Origin of the sequence: Sphingomonas sp. CFBP 13733 (assembly GCF_014841795.1) — a bacterium.
Lineage (GTDB): Bacteria > Pseudomonadota > Alphaproteobacteria > Sphingomonadales > Sphingomonadaceae > Sphingomonas > Sphingomonas aerolata.
Genome location: NZ_JACYUP010000003.1, coordinates 144,566 through 159,827, shown reverse-complemented (window position 1 = coordinate 159,827; position 15,262 = coordinate 144,566). Strand labels below are relative to the sequence as shown.

The following is a 15,262-nucleotide window of genomic DNA, read 5'->3' as shown; positions in this document are numbered from 1 at the left end:
TTCTCCCGTCATCCTGACGAAAGTCAGGATCCAGGGTTACATGCGTTGTCCTGCCTGGCTCTGGATCCTGACTTTCGTCAGGATGACGGATCCTCCTGCGCGAGTCGGTCGAGCCAGAGCCGCGCTTCCTTCTGCTCGCCGGGCGCACTCGCGCTGACCGGCCCGCGCGCGGCGAAGAAATCGCGGTGGAGCGCGAACGGGTCGAGCATCAGCCGGTCGCGCATCGCGTCGATCTCGGTGCCCATCTCGGTCAGCGCGGCGATCGTCGGGGCGATCGCGGACCGGACGCGGCGGTCGCTGCTGCGGTCGAACAACCCGAGCGCGCCGTTCGCGGTCTTCTCGAGCGCGGCGATCAGCGTCGCGCGATACTCGGTTTCGAGATCCTCGCGCTGGGCGTCGAGACGGGCGAGGCGGTCGGGTTTGGCCATGGCGGGGGTGTTAGGGAATTGTGGGGGTGGGCGCTACCGGGGGCTGGTGTCCCGCGGGGGTGGCGCCGTGCCGCGGGCAAAGCCCGCGTCGTCGGACGGCGCTACGCGCCGCCGGCCGGGCTTGCGCGAGTCAGCGGGGCGTGGCCCGCTGCCGCGCTGCGCCTTAAAACGGCAACCAGCGGCTCTTGTGCGTGATGTTCATGTACCCGACGTTCACCCCCGCGCGCCAGCCGACGCCGAGGCGGATCGGGATCAGCACGACGTTGCCGCGGCGGAGATAGGTCGCGGCGAATCCGCCGACGAGATAGAGCCGGCCCTCGACCGCGGGGAAGCGCTTGTAGAGCTCCTCGGTGTCGTAGAGGTTGTAGACCAGCACGAAGACCTTGTTCGCGTCGCCACCGACGTCGAAGCCGACCGACGGCCCGGTCCAGTAGACCGGCTTCTCGCCCTCGACCTTGTGGTTCATCAGCCCCGAGCCGTAGCGCACGCCGAGGATGAACGCGCCCGACGCCTCGCGCCCGGCGATATAGGCGTTGGGCTGGCCCTGATCCTTGAGGATGTTCTCGAGGATGCCGCCGAGCCCGGCCGCGCCCTTGCCGAACACGCCTTCGCCCGCGGCGAGCAGGTCGTCGCGCTCATAGGTGTCGGCGGCGCTCATTGTCGCCTCCGCGCGCGTCGTCGCGCCGGGGCCAGACGCGGGCGGGGGCGGCGCGGCGGGCTGGACCGGCTCGACCGGCGCGGGCTCGGGATAGCGCTGGTCGGGGACCTGCTGGCCCCGCGATGGGGCGGTGCTGGTCTGGGGCGCGAGATCCCCGTCGATCGCCTGGTTGGGATCGATCGTGCGGACCTGTGCGGGCGCGCTGCTCGCGATCGACGCTGCGAAGGCGCCGAGGCCAAGCCAGAAACTGCGCATGATGCTATCTTCCCCAATGCCGAGTGCGCGTGAGTTAACAAACCCCCGCCTGACCCCGCAATGAATGAAACGGCGGGAAGAGTCGAATTCGCGTCCGGTACCCGCGTAACGACGGTTGCCCCCGCCGCAGACCCTCGCTATAGCCCCGCATCTGCTGCAGCCGGAGACGTGGGTGAGTGGCTGAAACCAGCGGTTTGCTAAACCGCCGTACCGGGTTTACTGGTACCGAGGGTTCGAATCCCTCCGTCTCCGCCATCTTCGTCACCGCAGCGTATCGGTGATGTGCCCCCCATTGTAGCGTGCCGACGCTGGGTAGCGGGCCGCTTGCGCGGTGGGCCAGGCGCGACTTTGACGTCCGCCCCTCTTCGATATCCCACCTAACGGATCGGCGTTGAATATCGGCTGTTGTCGTGTATGCGTGTGGCACCACTAAGAGGGTTGATCATGAAGAAGATTTTCGCTGTCGCCGTCGCTGCCGGCCTGTTCTCGCTCGCAGCTTGCAACACCAGCCCGCGCGAGCAGGCAGCCGACAACATCGAGTCGAACACCGAGGCGGTCGCTGACAACCTCGAGGACGCTGCCGACGTCACGGGCAACGAAGCAGCCGAAGAAAGCCTCGAGAACAAGGCTGACGCGGTGCGTGCGACCGGCCAGAACCAGGCTGAAGACATGCGCACCAACGACGCGGATACCAATCTGTCGAACGGTATCTGAGCCACAGCGCTCAGGGTCGCGGGCCAAGCTGCCTGCGACCCCGAGCGACGTGCAGAAAAGGGCATCCGGGGCGACCCGGATGCCCTTTTTGCGTTCGGCGTGTGTGAGGAGCGCCGCTGGCGTCGCTTATCGCGCAGCCGGCCGGTCAGGCCGCATCGGCACGCCTGGCGGCGCGGGCGTGTTCGCGGGTGAAATCGCCGACGCCGCGATCGGTGTGGCACAGCCGGTCCCAGTGGCGGAAATACAGGCCGTAATTGCAGCCATAGAGCTCGTGATGGCGCTGATGATGGCTGGCGGTGATCAGCCAGCCGCCTAAGGGGCCGCTCCACATGAAGCGCGGGAAAATCTCCCACCCCATGTGGTTGGTCACGCCCATCACCGTCATGATCGTCAGCACGACCCCCAGCCCGTAGATGTGGATCGGCACGAAAAAGACGAGCAGCGGAATGACGATCGCGCCGCTCAGCGCCTCGATCGGGTGGAACGCCATGGCGGCCCATGCCGTCGGCGGACGGCTGGCATGATGGAGCGCATGCGCGAGCTTGAACGGGGCGGGGCGATGCATCCAGCGATGCGTCCAGTAGAACCAGGCATCGTGGAGGAGCAGATAGGCGAACACCGAGACCGGGAGGTACCAGAGCGGATAGGCGTGGACATCGTCATAGACCTGCGTCCAGCCGCGATGCTGCCAGCCCCAGGCGACGACGCCGGCGGGAATGCCGTAGAGCGCGGCAGAGGCGAGGCTCCAGACGATCTCGCGCCGGACCTGCGGATCGAGCCCGAGATACAGCCCCGGATGCTTGCGCGTCGTGATCCACGCGAACGCGCCCGACACGAGCAGATAGCGGACCCCGACGATGACGGTCATCGCAATGGCGGAGAGGATGATGGCAAGCGTCATGCGGGGTCCTCTACACCGCGGCGGTCGGCGGCGCGAACCGCAAGCGCACGCCGCCGCGCGGGCAGCCCCCACCACGGCGTGCCCGGCGACAGATGATGTTCGTGATGATAGCCGCCGAAGTGGAAACAGGTCATCAGCGACAGCGCGGGTCCGATGTCGAGGCTGTGTGCGCGGTGGGTGTCCGCGAAGGGCAGGTCGCGCTCGCGGTGCGGCAGCCAGGTGCCGAAGACGAACAGCTGCGCGACGGCGCCGAGCGCGGGCAGCGCCCAGAAGATCACGATGTTGCCGAGCGGTGCGCCGAGCAGCAACGTATAGACCAGCGCCACCAATGTGATGCGGATGATCTGGCCGTGCGAATAATAAGTCTTGAAGAACTGCAGGAACCAGCGGGTCAGCCGCGGGTCGCCGCCATGAAAATCGGGATCCCCGGCGCGTCCGGTCTGTTTGTGGTGGAGATGATGCTGCGGGAGCAGCGACGCATAGGACAGGCAGGCATAGAGCGAGAGACAGGTCGCGCCGATCGCCCGGTTCAGCCTTGGATGCTCGGGCGCGAGCGCCCCATGCATCGAATCATGCGCGACGATGAACAGCCCGGTGGAGAGCCAGGTCTGGACGAGGACCATCAGGACCGCGACCGGCAGCGTCGCGAGGCTCCACTGCCAGAAGAAGATGCCGGTGATGTGGATAGCGAGCCACGCGACCATGATCGCGGCCGACAGCGACACGCCGATCCGCATCTGGCGCTTCATCGCGTCCGACGGGTGGGCGGCGGTGATGCTCACCCGCGCTGGTCGGCCGGACTGGTGTTCGGGGTCCGCGCGGGACGGGCGGCGCGACGCTGCGCATCGGCATTGGCACGCAGCTGCGCCTTCAGCACCGCGGGCTTGCGCGCGAACAGGAAGCCGTGACTGACGGTGCCGTCCTTGCCCTCGACCGCGTGATGCAGGCGATGCGCCTGGAGCAGCCGCTTGAAATAGCCCTGTTTGGGGACCCAGCGAAAGCCGCCGCGCTGATGCACGAGCATGTCATGGACGAAGGCGTAGATGCCGCCATAGACGGTGATGCCGAGTGCCGCCCACCACAGCGCCGGGTACCAGAGCCCGACCACGAACAGCACGATCGGGACGATCGCGAAGACGATCGCATAGAGGTCGTTCTTCTCGAACCAGCCCTCATGCTCCTCGTGATGCGACTTGTGCCAGCCCCAGCCCCAGCCGTGCATCACATAGCGGTGCGTCGCCCAGGCGAAGCACTCCATGAACAGGACCATGCCGACGACGATCGCCAGTTTCTCGACCCAGGTCACGACGCGCGATCGGGCAAATCGGCGCTGACCAGAAGCAGTGCATTCAACATGGCGTATATATAACCGTTCGCGGCGGACGATGCGAGGGCGCGCCGCCATAAAAGCACGCGCGGCGCCGCCGCGGCAGTCGGTGGCTCGCGGTAGCATACACAGGTAAATCATACGGATGCGATCGATCGCGGCACCGCAGGGCGGGACGCTGCGTTCGACCCCGATGCCCGCTTCGAACTTCCGTGCCGACCACCGCGACACCCCGTCCTGGTTGCTGGTCGCAGCCATGATCCTCAGTTTCCTCGTCGCGCAGCAGGATGACCGCTTCACGGTCGATCCACTGCGGGCGGTGCCGGCGATCCTGTCGCTGCTCGCGCTGGGCGGCGCGCTGGCGATCGGCCGGTATAGCGCGCGACCGCGGCTTGCCGCGGGGGCGAGGGCGTTTCTGCAGATGACGCTGTTCACGCTGTTCGGCGTGGTCCTCGCCTATGCGCTGGCCGCGAAGTCCGGCACCTTGTGGGATGCCCGGCTGGCGGCGGCGGATCGCGCGGTCGGCTTCGACTGGCCGGTCGTGCTTGCGCTGCTCGACCAGTGTCCGCCGCTGATCTGGCTGCTGGGCCTCGCCTATCACAGCCTGACGGTGCAGATGATCGTCGTCATCGTCGCGCTGAGCGGGATGGGGAAGTTCGACACGCTGCGGACGATGGTGTGCGCCGCGATCCTGTCGGGGTTCGTCACGATCCTCATCTCGGGTCTGACGCCCGCGATGGGAAACCTGTTCGACCCGGCGCGCTACGTGCATCTCTGGCCGTCGATCGCGTGGCTGGAACAGGGGCTGATCTCGGGGCTGCGCGACGGATCGCTGCGCGTGCTGGATCTCACCATGCTGATGGGGATCGTCAGCTTTCCCAGTTTCCATGCGACGCTCGCCGCGATCTTCATCTGGGCGTTCGGTGCGATGCCGCGCCTTGCCGGGCCGGGTCGCGGCTGGGCGATCCTGACGATCATCGCGACGCCGGTGTTCGGCGGTCACTACGGCGTCGATGTGCTGATGGGGCTGCTGCTCGCGCCGCCCGCGATCGTCGCGGCACAGCGCCTCACGCAGCGCAGGCAGCCCTGTCCTGAGCCAGGTCCAGGCGTGCCGGCGTAACGGCCGCGTCGTCGCGCAGCGCCGCCTCGACGTGCGCGGCCGCGTCGGCGGCGCCCCCCGCCATCGCCATCTCCGCCGCGAGCAGGCCGGCCGCGCGGCGATAGCCCGGATCGGTCAGGACAAGGCGGAGCGCGGGTTCGAGCCCGCCTCTGGCGGCGTCGGCGGCGGACACGATGCGCGCCGCGCCGATCCGCTTCAGCCGCGCCGCGGTCGCCGGCTGTTCGAACGCCAAGGGCACGGTGACGATCGGCACGCCCGCCGCGAGCGCGTCGAGCACGGTGTTGAAGCCGCCGTGGAGGATCGCTGCCGAACAGTGCGGCAGGATGCGCGTCTGCGACCAGAAGGCGCGGACCAGCGGGTCGCCGGGCAGCGAGGCCGCGTCGCCGTCGCTCAGGCCACCGCCATGCGCGACCACCGCGCGCGCACCGACCGCGGCACAGGCGGCGGTCATCGCGGCGAACAGCGACCGGCGCGCGCCCTGCAGCGACCCGAGCGAGCAATATATCAGCGGTCGGCCGTCGCTTTCGGGAACCTCGTCCACGGGTTCGTCGAGGCGCCACGGCGCGCCGTAGCGGAAGCTCGGCGGCAGGGCAGTGCGCGGAAAGTCGAGCCCTGCGGGGCATTGCGCGATCTGCAGGCGGTCGGACCATTGCTGCTGCGGGTCGGGATCGAGCCCCCAAAGCTGGGCATAGGTCGTCACGATGCGGGTCACCGGGCGCATCAGCAGGTCGCTGACCGCATAGCCGCCATTGTTGCGATTCCGCCCGAGCGCATCGGCCCGGTACGCCCAGCCGAGAAAGGGCGGGGGGATCATCGGCTCGCGGAGCAGCGGCAGTCCGGTGATCGCGGTCACGAACGGCAGGCCGAGATGCCGTGCCACCAGCGCCCCCGCCGGCTCGACCGAATCCGCCACGACCGCATCGACGCCGAGCCGCGTGAGGGTGGCCGGCAGCGCCGCGAGCAGGAGCTCGGTCATCGCCGCGGTGCTGCGGATCATGCGCGGCAATCCGACCGGCCCCGAGGGCTGGGCAAGCTTGCGATAATGTTCGGCCAGCAGGCCCTGGCGATCGGCGGGATGGTCGAGCGGCGCGAACGCGACGTCGCCACGGGGCAGCATCGCCGCGACATCGGCCATATGCACCAGCGTGACCCGGTGTCCCGCGGCGACGAGCGATGTGCCCAGCGCGACCAGAGGATTGATGTGCCCGGCGGTCGGCGGCGCGATGATGGCGATATGCCGCCCTGCAACAGTCAATTCAGGAGCTTTCCGACGCCGTCTGGTAGGGCCGCCACTATCAGCATGGATGCGACGCGCGATAGTCGCAATACGGTGATCGAGTATAACTTGGTAACGATCTACCCCTGGGATCGATCTCGCCGCATGGCCGCGCCTGCCGAGACCCGCGCGGCTGCGCGGTGTCATCCCGGCTTCACGATGGACGCATAAGACGCCCCGAATCGCAAGCGGGGGGCGTGGTGAACAGGGACGCGGGGGTTTTCAGGGGCGTCGGCGAGCACCGGCCGGTGACGCCGGCGCTGGCGATGCAATGCCCGGATGCGGCGCTGTCACGCGCGCTGCGTGCGTTCGTGCACGGGCGGCTGGGGCATCACGCTGACGGCGACGACGTCGTGCAGGAAACCTATCTGCGGCTGTTCACCTATCAGGCGAGCGCGCGGGTCGAGGACGTCAAGGCGCTCTGCTTCGCGATCGCGCGCAATCTGCTGCGCGATCATCACCGCGTCGCCCGGCGCGGCGCGAATGTCGAGCTGGACGAGGCGATGGTCTGTCCGCTGCCGGCGGCGGATCGGGTGGTTGCGTTCCGCCGCGCGGTCGCGCTGATGGCGGGCGCGCTCGAACGCATGCCGCCGCTGCGCCGCGAGATATTCCTGCGCCGACGGCTGGACGGCCTCACCACCGCAGCGATCGCCGACCGGCTCGACATGAGCACCGCCGCGGTCGAGAAACACGTCGTCCGGGCCTTTGCCGACCTCCGTACCGCGCTGGCGCGGCGGGGTTTCACGATGGAGGCGGGGGCGTGACCGCCGGCAGCAGCAGCGGGGGCGGGGGCGCGGCCGTGACCGATGCCGCGCTGACCGATGCGCTGCGGACCGCCGCTTTGCACTGTGGCCGGCTGTCGGACGAGCAGGTCCGCGCGCTCAGGCGGCGGCGGCGGTCCGTCGTCGTCGCGGCCACGACCGCGCCGGTCGTCGCCGTATTGCTCGTCCTCGGCCTCCGCATGGCCCCGCCGCCCGCCGCGGTGGCACCGTCGCCGCAGCTGTTCGCGACGCGGGCCGGCGAGCGCGCGACCGCGACGCTGGCGGACGGCACCACCGTCCGGCTGAACGGTGCGACGCGACTGCAGGTCGTCTACACGACCGCGGGGCGCAGCGCCCGGCTGCTGGCGGGCCAGGCGTTCTTCGACGTGCGCCACGATGCCGCGCGCCCGTTCGTCGTGCGTGCGGGGGCCAGCCGGACGCGCGTGCTCGGCACCGCGTTCGACCTGGATCTGACGCGGCGGCAGGTCGCACTGGCGGTCTATCGCGGCGCGGTCGGGTTCGATCCGCTCGACCCGGCATCAGCGGGCGCGGGGCGCGGCGTCGTGGTCCGGGCGGGCTATCGCAGCAGCATCCGCGGCGGCGTGACGGCGGTACCCGAGCGCTTCGATCCGGCGCTGCCCGACTGGCGTCAGGGCTGGATCGACACCGCGGGCATGCGGCTCGACGATCTGGTCGAGATCCTCGACCGGCAGGGCGGCGTCAGGATCGCGCGCCCTGCCGAGCCGCTCGCCTCGACGACGGTGTTCGGCCGTTTCCGGACCGATCATCCGCGCCCGCTCCTGGCGGCGATCGGCGGCGGGTTCGGGTTCGCGGTGGTCGAGCGGGACGGGGGTCTCGCGCTCGAACCCGCACGCTGAAAAAAACACTGTCCGGATCCGTCGGGCTGCGCCGTCTTCCTCCCGAATGGCGCGTGGGGGCGCCATGACGGGGGATTATCATGACGCGGTTTTACGGAACGTCGGCACTCGCTCTGGCGGTGTGCGCGCTTATGGCGCCAGCGGCGGCACACGCCCGGCCGGCGGGGGCACAGCCGGCGGGAACGCGCGCGTTCGCCATTCCCGCAGGCGACCTCGCGGCGGCGCTGTCGGCCTATTCGAGCGCGACGGGGATGCAGGTGATCGCGGCGCCCGCGCTGATCCAGGGACAGCGGACCGGCGGGGTGAGCGGGCGGCTGACCGCGCCGGCGGCGCTCGCCGTGCTGCTGCGCGGCACGGGCCTGCACCCGGTCGAGAGCAACGGCGTGCTGGTGCTGCGACGCGCGCCACCGCGCCCGGGCCTGCGCACCGTCAGCGCACCCGCGCCGGTAGCCACGCCGGCGGTTGCGGGGGGCGTCGCGGGGGGCGTGTCGACGCTGGCGACCGAGCCGGTCGCGGTCGCCGACGACATCGTCGTCAACGGCTATCGCCGCAGCCTGCTCGCCGCGCAGGAGCTCAAGCGCCGTGCGGTCGGGACCGAGGACAATATCGTCGCGTCCGACATCGCCGCCTTTCCCGACCTCAATCTCGCCGAAGCGCTGCAACGCGTCCCCGGCGTCGCGATCACCCGCGACACCGGCGAAGGCCGCCAGATCGCGCTGCGCGGGCTCGGCCCCGATTTCACGCGCACCCAGCTGAACGGCATGGAGGTGCTCGGCAATACCGCGTCGGGGATGGACAATCGCGGCAACGTCAGCCGCAGCCGCGGCTTCGACTTCAGCCTGTTCGCGTCCGAGCTGTTCAACCGCGTCAGCGTGCAGAAGAGCTATGCCGCCAATCAGGACGAGGGCGGGATCGCCGGGACGGTCCAGCTCTTCACCGCCAAGCCGTTCGACTATGACGGCCAGACGATCGTGCTGTCGGCCAAGGGCCAGACCAACGACCAGACCAGCGGCATCACCCCGCGGCTCGTCGGGCTGTTCTCGCAGCGCCAGGGCGATTTCGGCGCGCTCGTCTCGGTCGCCTATTCGAAGATCCGCAACAACGAATATGGCTATCGCAACTGGAACTGGGGCAAGGTCACCTACGGAGCGAACAATATCGGGCCCGAGATCGATGCAGCGACACGCGCGCTGCTGCGCGGCGGCACGATCTTCGCACCCCAGGCGCAGTCGCCCTCGACCTGGTACACCGACCGCGAACGGATCGGCGTCACCAGCGCGCTGCAATATCATCCGGGCGATCGGTTCAAGCTCGATGTCGACCTGCTCTACGGACACCTTGCCGACAAGCGTGACGACTGGGCGATCGCGGCGGGCGGCTATAACGCGCTGACCGGCAATGTCAGCGGCACGCAGGTCATCCGCTCCGCGACGATCCAGGGCAATTCGCTCGTCGCCGCCAGCTATACCGGGATCGACCAGCGGACCGAGCATCACCGGGTCGAGAACCAGACCGATTTCTATCAGGCGGTGGCCAATGCCGAATGGAAGGTCGGCGATCGCCTGACGCTGACCGCGCTCGCCGGCTATCAGAAGTCGGCGTTCGCGCAGCCGACGTTCGACAAGATCTTCCTGCAGGCGCGCAACACCGCGTTCAGTTTTGACATGCAGCCGACGATCCCGGTCAACACCTATGGCTTCGACCTGACCAAGCCGGCGAACTGGAACGTCCAGCGGCTGGTGACGCAGGAAAACACGATCGACAACGCCTATCGCAACGGCCAGCTCCAGGCAGTCTATACCGTGTCGCCGATCCTGAAGCTCGAGCTCGGCGGCGAGTATAAGCGCTTCACCAACAGCGGGTACCAGTATCTCACCAACATCTTCTACGGGACGCAGGCGACCAGCGACCGCGCGGTACCCGACGCGCTGAAATACGTGATCAACCGCGACAGCCTGATCCCCTATATCGGCGGCGACGTCGCGGGCATCTACGCGCTGCTCGGCAACAACCGGAACCTGACCGCGGCGAACCTGACCGCGGGCAGCGACTTCCGCATCCGCGAGACGAGCTGGGCGGGCTTCACGCAGCTCGATCTGGATACCGAACTCGGTTCGATGCGGCTGCGCGGCAATGCGGGCGTGCGCTATTATCATACCGCGCTCGTCTCAAGCGGGTCGCTCGCGACCGCGACCAACGGCGTCACGGTGCTGCAGCCCGTGACGGTCAAGACCAGCAACGACGACTGGCTGCCCGCGCTCAACATCGCGCTCGACCTCACGCCCAAGCTGATCGCGCGCGCGTCGGCGAGCCGCAACGTCAACCGTCCCGGCCTGCCGCAGCTTGCCGCCGCGGGCACGCTGACGGTCGCGCCGTTCGGCGGCACGGTGTCGGTCGGCAACCCCAACCTCCAGCCGTTCCGCTCGACCTCGGTGGAAGGCGGGCTGGAATATTATATGGATCGCAACGGCTTTGCGTCGGTCGGCGTGTTCTGGAAGGATCTGGCGAGCTTCATCACCTCGGAGACGTCGCAGGTGCCCTACAGCGCCACCGGCTTCCCGGTCTCGCTGCTGCTGCCGGGGCAGGACGGCACCACGCCGTACAACTATACGCGGCCGGTCAATGGCGACGGCGCCAGCATCCGCGGGGTCGAGGCCGCGGTCCAGCACGACTTCACCTTCCTGCCCGCGCCGTTCGACCATCTCGGCGTGGTCGCCAACGGCACCTGGATCGATGGCGACCAGAAGGCGATCTACAACGGCGTCGCCCAGACCATCCCGCTGTTCAACCTGTCGAAATGGGCCGCCAACGCGACGCTGTATTTCGAGACCGAGCGGTTTGGCGCGCGCGTCTCGACCGCCTATCGCAGCCGCTACATCACCGGCGCGGGCAGCAACGCCAATGTCGGCGACGGCATCCGGCCGACCAACAACGTCGATTTCCAGATCCGCTACAGCCCGGCCGAGAATCTGCGTTTCGTGATCGAGGGGATCAACGTCACCAACCGGCCGATCGAGCAGTTCGCCGATCTCAGCGCCGACCGGACGCTCGTCTACACGCGCAGCGGCCGCATCTTCACCTTCGGCGTGACCACCAGCTTCTGACCTTCGCGTCCGCGGCGCTCCCCGCCGCGGACGCGGGCGTACGGCGTATCTCCACACAGCTGCCACGGGAGTTTGCATGAAAAGCCAAGCTACATTGTTGTCCGCCGTCGGCCTGGCCGCGGCGCTGCTGGCATCGCCCGCGCTTGGACAGGGCTGGCCGTCGCCGGTTGCGCCGCTGCCCGAACGCGCCACCGCGCTCGACAAGCGTTTCCAGCCCGCGGTCGACTTCGACACCGACGTCTGCTTCAACGTCCCCGCGGTCGACGCGTCGGGCGCGATCAGCCCGGCCGCCTCGACCTATGCGACGCGCCCGCCGGCATCGTGCCGCGCCGCGAACTACCGCACGCAAAGCAACGTCTATGCGCGCAGCCGCTGCAACAACGGCTATTGCGGGCGGGTCTACAGCTATTTCTGGCAGTCGGACTTCTCGCATGCGTTCGACTGGGAATCGATCATCGTCTGGACCACCGACCAGGGCACGAGCAGCCGGGTCGTCGGTGTCACCCGCGGCGATCACGGCGATTGGGATACGCGTCCGACCAGCGGCGGCCAGCTCCGCTTCGTCAGCGATGCGAGTGGCGAACACGTCAAGCTCGTCTTCCATTACGAGACCTGGGGCTTTTCGCACCTGTGGCGCTTTTCCAAGACCGATGGCGGCGACGAGCCGGCCGAGAACGGTACCGGCCAGTGGCTCATCCAGCCGCTGGTGAGCTGGAACGGCTATCCGTCGGTCGCGGTCCGCAACGCGGTGTCGAACTACGACTTCAAGGGCGCGAACTTCGACAACAAGGAAGCGCGCTTCGCCAGCACGCTGGCCGCCGCCAATGCCGGCGGCATCGCGCCGGGGTTCAACGCGAATGTCGATGCCGGCGCCGATTCGCCGGGCTGCCCGTCGGGCTCGACGCTCTGTTGATCCAGCCCCGCCCCGCGCCGCCAATGGCGACGCGGGGCGGCACCGGAGGCCGCATGCCGCTGCGCCCCGTCCGTCCTTCACCGTCGTTCGGCTGGATCGTGGCGGCGATCATGGTCGTGCTGTTCGGCGCGATCGTCGTCGGCTGGCGCCAGCGGCAGCGCGACGTCGCAGCGACCGCGATCGCCGTCGTGCGGACGCCGACCATCCCCGTCGCCAGCATCCCGCCACTACCAGAAGCGAGGCCGGCCGCAGTCACTCCGGTCGCCGCGAGCGTCGCGGCCGCGCATCTTCGCACCGTCTACCCGCTGCTGTCCGACGTCACGATCGCCTGCCGCGACGATCGCTGCACGCTGACCGCGACGATCCGTCCGGTGACCGGGCAGGCCGATCTTGACCGGCGGCAGGAGATGCTGCTCGGTGGACTCGCTACGGTGCTGGCTGCCGACGGATACCGGTTGGCGGTGCCGTTCCAGATGGACGAGGTCGCCGACAACCTGTTCCACATTCGCGCGTCGGTGACGCCGCGATAACCCGATTGCGCCGGGTCAGGCGCGGACGAGGTGGATGTTGGGGTGGTCGGCGATGATCGTCAGGATGGTGTCGAAATAGGTCTCGCCGCGGCCCTGTTCGAGCGCGTCGAGCTGGGTGGTGATGCGTGCGGCGTCGAACGCCGTGTTCTGGAGCTTGGCGCGGAGATGGGCTCTGGTGGCGTCGATGCCGAGCGCGGCGCGGCTCGTCTCGATATCCTGCCAGACGAGGATAACCGGGGCCTTGCCCGCAAGCGCGCCGTAGCTGCCGTAGAACAGGTCGTCGAGCGCATCGAGGCTGGGGCCGAGCGACCAGTCCTCGCCCGCCATGAAGACGCGGTTGATCTCGTCGTAGAAGCTCGCAATGTCGCGGATCGCGCCGCCGGCGATGGTGAGGGTCGTGGCCTTGGGGTGGTCGATCATCCGCGTGCTGGTCCGTCTGCTAGCTGGCGCCGGCCTCGATCCGGCACTGCGACACATCGAGGACAGCGCCCGCGGCGTGCGCGAGTTCCGTGCGCGCTGCATCGATGTCGCGGCGGAAGTCGGGGGCGGTGCGCAGCGTGGCGACGACGACCGGTTTCACTTTGCGGATCCTTCGAGGTCGCCGCATGGCTTCGCGATGCGGACCGGGTTGCAGCGCGCGACATGGCCGTCGGGGAGCGCGACGCGGTAGCCGCCGGCGAAGCGCGGGTCGGGCCAGAGATAGTCGGTCGAGACATAGTGCGCGCCGCCCGCCAGCGCGGTGTCGCGCGGCACGCCGTCATTGGCGCGCGCCTCGCGCGTGTTGGCGTCGGCGCGGGTGCGGACGAGGAAGCCCGCGCGTACGTCGCGGCGGATGCGTTCGGCGTCGCGGACCGGGTCGTTGAGCGTCAGATAGGCGGCGGCGGGCGACGCCTCGTCGGTGTTGATGAAGAACACCCGGCCTTCGAGCGAGCGCCGCGTGCCGCGATAGACCGCGACCTTGGCGGGGGGCTCGTCGAGCGCGAACAGGAATTTGCCGCGCGACGCCTCGAGCAGCGGCCAGTTGTCGGCGAGGACGGCGTCGCGGAGCGTCGGATAGCGTCCCTGCACGTCGTCGGGCACGACCAGCTTGCCCGGCGCGATCACCGAGCGGATCTCCGCATCGAGCGCGTCATAGGCGGCTGCGTCGAACGGCAGCGCGTCGATGCCGCCGCGCGCGGCGTTCTGTTCGTCCTTGGCGTTGAACATCAGCAGGATCGGGACGTGACGCGGATGGCGGGCCGACCAGTCGCGGACGATTCCCAGGCATTCGGTGAGCAGGACGCAGCTCGACGCATTGTCGATGCCGGGGATGTGCAGCACCTTGAAGCCCGGCCGCTGTAGCTTGGGATCGGACGATCCGCGCGCATAATGCCCGCCCTGCGGATCATAGTTCACGTCGATCTCGAGCTGGCGCGCGCCCGCGTCGAGCTGGTCGACGAGGCTGCGATGCGCATAGTCGAGCGCGTCGGCCATCGCCGGATCGGCCGCGCGCACCTTCGCCATCGTCGCGGCGGGCATCGGCTGCTTGTAGCTGTTGTGCGTGCCGATGACGGCGATGTCGTTGATCCGCAGCGGTGGGCCGGCATCCTTCGCGGTCGCGGGGCCTGCGAGCAGGGCGAGGGGGAGAACCGCCGCGGTCGCCCGCAGCATCGTCGAGATACGCATGATTGTCCTGCCCTGTTGGCGCCCGGCCGGCGTGGTCCGCGGGCTATGGCCGTGCCAGATGACGCGCCGAGGACCGTTCTGTTACGCGACCGTCTTAATTGGGCGCGCGGCGGCCCGCGCGATGGGGCCGCAGATTGTGTATCGCGGTCTCTAAGCCATTAACTAATTGGACAATATCGGGTGATACTCGCTGTCCCCTCAGTGGGGGACAGCGTGTTTAGACCTTGGATATGGATGTGCGGCGTGGCCGCGCTGGGCAGCGCGACGCCGTTGTCCGCGGAACTGAACGTGCCGATCGCGGCGCGGGTCGTGTCGTTCCTTCAGCCCGGCCCGGCGGGGACGGTCGCCGCGGCGATCGTGTTCGAGCCGGGCAATGCGGCATCGGAGGCCGAGGCGGCGGCGATCGAGCGGGCGATCGGATCGGGACTGGCCGCCGGACGCAGCGCGATCCGCGCGCGCCGCGTGCCGGTCGGCGCGATCGGGTCGCTGGCCGGGTTCCGGCTCGCCTTCGTCACGACGGGGTTGCGCCCGGAGCATGCCGGCATCGCCGCCGCGGCCGCCAGATCGTCGGTCCTGACGATCTCGTCGGATCCCGCCTGCGTGCAGACCGCGCGGTGCGTGGTCGGCATCACCTCGGGTCCCAAGACCCAGATCACCGTCAATCGCGCCGCGGCGCGCGCTGCCAATATCAGATTCGGGTCGGCATTCCTGATGCTGATCAAGGAAATTTAA

17 protein-coding genes and 1 tRNA gene are annotated in these 15,262 nt (G+C 68.9%); 9 read left to right on the top strand and 9 right to left on the bottom strand.

The window, feature by feature from the left end; genetic code table 11:
* Positions 1-77: 77 nt before the first annotated feature.
* Together IFT71_RS09235 and IFT71_RS09230 are read right to left on the bottom strand one after the other, a co-directional pair.
* Positions 78-428, bottom strand: a complete 351-nt coding sequence (locus IFT71_RS09235) for a hypothetical protein (protein WP_192140459.1) — start codon at positions 426-428, stop codon at positions 78-80.
* 163 nt (positions 429-591) lie between these two features.
* Entirely contained in the window at positions 592-1,341 is a 750-nt protein-coding gene (locus tag IFT71_RS09230; protein ID WP_159512228.1) for a DUF1134 domain-containing protein, read from the bottom strand.
* Between the two features lie 162 nt (positions 1,342-1,503).
* Between IFT71_RS09230 and IFT71_RS09225 the strand changes: the two genes are divergently transcribed.
* Both IFT71_RS09225 and IFT71_RS09220 read left to right on the top strand, forming a co-directional pair.
* Positions 1,504-1,596: transfer RNA gene (locus tag IFT71_RS09225), tRNA-Ser, on the top strand.
* A 189-nt stretch (positions 1,597-1,785) separates the two neighbouring features.
* The gene (locus IFT71_RS09220; protein ID WP_166746342.1) at positions 1,786-2,055 is read left to right on the top strand and encodes a hypothetical protein; all 270 of its coding nucleotides are present in this window, start codon (positions 1,786-1,788) and stop codon (positions 2,053-2,055) included.
* Positions 2,056-2,200: 145 nt separating this feature from the next.
* Here the strand turns inward: IFT71_RS09220 and IFT71_RS09215 are convergent, their stop codons facing one another.
* Genes IFT71_RS09215 through IFT71_RS09205 form a run of 3 tightly spaced genes read right to left on the bottom strand, consistent with a single transcriptional unit; the run spans position 2,201 to position 4,262 of the window.
* On the bottom strand, positions 2,201-2,956 hold the full coding sequence (locus tag IFT71_RS09215) for a sterol desaturase family protein (RefSeq protein ID WP_192140457.1): 756 nt from the start codon (positions 2,954-2,956) through the stop codon (positions 2,201-2,203).
* Entirely contained in the window at positions 2,953-3,738 is a 786-nt protein-coding gene (locus IFT71_RS09210; RefSeq protein ID WP_306286543.1) for a fatty acid desaturase, read from the bottom strand. Before IFT71_RS09210 ends, IFT71_RS09215 begins: the two co-directional genes overlap by 4 nt.
* Positions 3,735-4,262 carry a sterol desaturase family protein gene (locus tag IFT71_RS09205; RefSeq protein WP_037532513.1) on the bottom strand — a complete coding sequence of 176 codons (528 nt, stop codon included), beginning with the start codon at positions 4,260-4,262 and terminating at the stop codon, positions 3,735-3,737. The genes IFT71_RS09210 and IFT71_RS09205 overlap by 4 nt, the downstream gene beginning before the upstream one ends.
* Before the next feature lie 166 nt (positions 4,263-4,428).
* Between IFT71_RS09205 and IFT71_RS09200 the strand changes: the two genes are divergently transcribed.
* Positions 4,429-5,403, top strand: coding sequence for a phosphatase PAP2 family protein (locus IFT71_RS09200; RefSeq protein ID WP_192140455.1), 975 nt, complete (start codon positions 4,429-4,431; stop codon positions 5,401-5,403).
* On the opposite strand, the gene IFT71_RS09195 is transcribed toward IFT71_RS09200, so the two are convergent.
* A complete protein-coding gene (locus IFT71_RS09195) occupies positions 5,351-6,658 on the bottom strand; it encodes a glycosyltransferase (protein ID WP_244654853.1) in 1,308 nt (435 codons plus the stop codon). The genes IFT71_RS09200 and IFT71_RS09195 overlap by 53 nt on opposite strands.
* Before the next feature lie 218 nt (positions 6,659-6,876).
* Between IFT71_RS09195 and IFT71_RS09190 the strand changes: the two genes are divergently transcribed.
* From IFT71_RS09190 to IFT71_RS09170, 5 genes are all read left to right on the top strand, one after another.
* A complete protein-coding gene (locus IFT71_RS09190) occupies positions 6,877-7,443 on the top strand; it encodes a sigma-70 family RNA polymerase sigma factor (protein ID WP_192140451.1) in 567 nt (188 codons plus the stop codon).
* The gene (locus IFT71_RS09185) at positions 7,440-8,318 is read left to right on the top strand and encodes a FecR domain-containing protein (protein ID WP_192140449.1); all 879 of its coding nucleotides are present in this window, start codon (positions 7,440-7,442) and stop codon (positions 8,316-8,318) included. Before IFT71_RS09190 ends, IFT71_RS09185 begins: the two co-directional genes overlap by 4 nt.
* 80 nt (positions 8,319-8,398) lie before the next feature.
* Positions 8,399-11,422 (top strand): TonB-dependent receptor, encoded by a 3,024-nt coding sequence (locus IFT71_RS09180; RefSeq protein ID WP_192140447.1) that lies wholly within the window; start codon positions 8,399-8,401, stop codon positions 11,420-11,422.
* Between the two features lie 76 nt (positions 11,423-11,498).
* Positions 11,499-12,335 carry an NPP1 family protein gene (locus tag IFT71_RS09175; protein WP_192140445.1) on the top strand — a complete coding sequence of 279 codons (837 nt, stop codon included), beginning with the start codon at positions 11,499-11,501 and terminating at the stop codon, positions 12,333-12,335.
* Positions 12,336-12,388: 53 nt separating this feature from the next.
* Entirely contained in the window at positions 12,389-12,865 is a 477-nt protein-coding gene (locus IFT71_RS09170; RefSeq protein WP_192140443.1) for a hypothetical protein, read from the top strand.
* Positions 12,866-12,880: 15 nt separating this feature from the next.
* Here the strand turns inward: IFT71_RS09170 and IFT71_RS09165 are convergent, their stop codons facing one another.
* The 3 genes from IFT71_RS09165 to IFT71_RS09155 are packed head-to-tail and all read right to left on the bottom strand — an operon-like array spanning position 12,881 to position 14,530.
* On the bottom strand, positions 12,881-13,285 hold the full coding sequence (locus tag IFT71_RS09165) for a barstar family protein (RefSeq protein WP_192140441.1): 405 nt from the start codon (positions 13,283-13,285) through the stop codon (positions 12,881-12,883).
* Between the two features lie 19 nt (positions 13,286-13,304).
* Positions 13,305-13,445 carry a hypothetical protein gene (locus IFT71_RS09160; protein ID WP_192140439.1) on the bottom strand — a complete coding sequence of 47 codons (141 nt, stop codon included), beginning with the start codon at positions 13,443-13,445 and terminating at the stop codon, positions 13,305-13,307.
* Positions 13,442-14,530 carry a Ca2+-dependent phosphoinositide-specific phospholipase C gene (locus IFT71_RS09155; protein WP_244654852.1) on the bottom strand — a complete coding sequence of 363 codons (1,089 nt, stop codon included), beginning with the start codon at positions 14,528-14,530 and terminating at the stop codon, positions 13,442-13,444. The genes IFT71_RS09160 and IFT71_RS09155 overlap by 4 nt, the downstream gene beginning before the upstream one ends.
* A 243-nt stretch (positions 14,531-14,773) precedes the next feature.
* Here IFT71_RS09155 and IFT71_RS09150 point away from each other — a divergent pair, with 243 nt between their 5' ends.
* Positions 14,774-15,262: a YfiR/HmsC family protein gene (locus IFT71_RS09150; RefSeq protein WP_159043639.1), complete on the top strand. Its 489-nt coding sequence runs from the start codon at positions 14,774-14,776 to the stop codon at positions 15,260-15,262.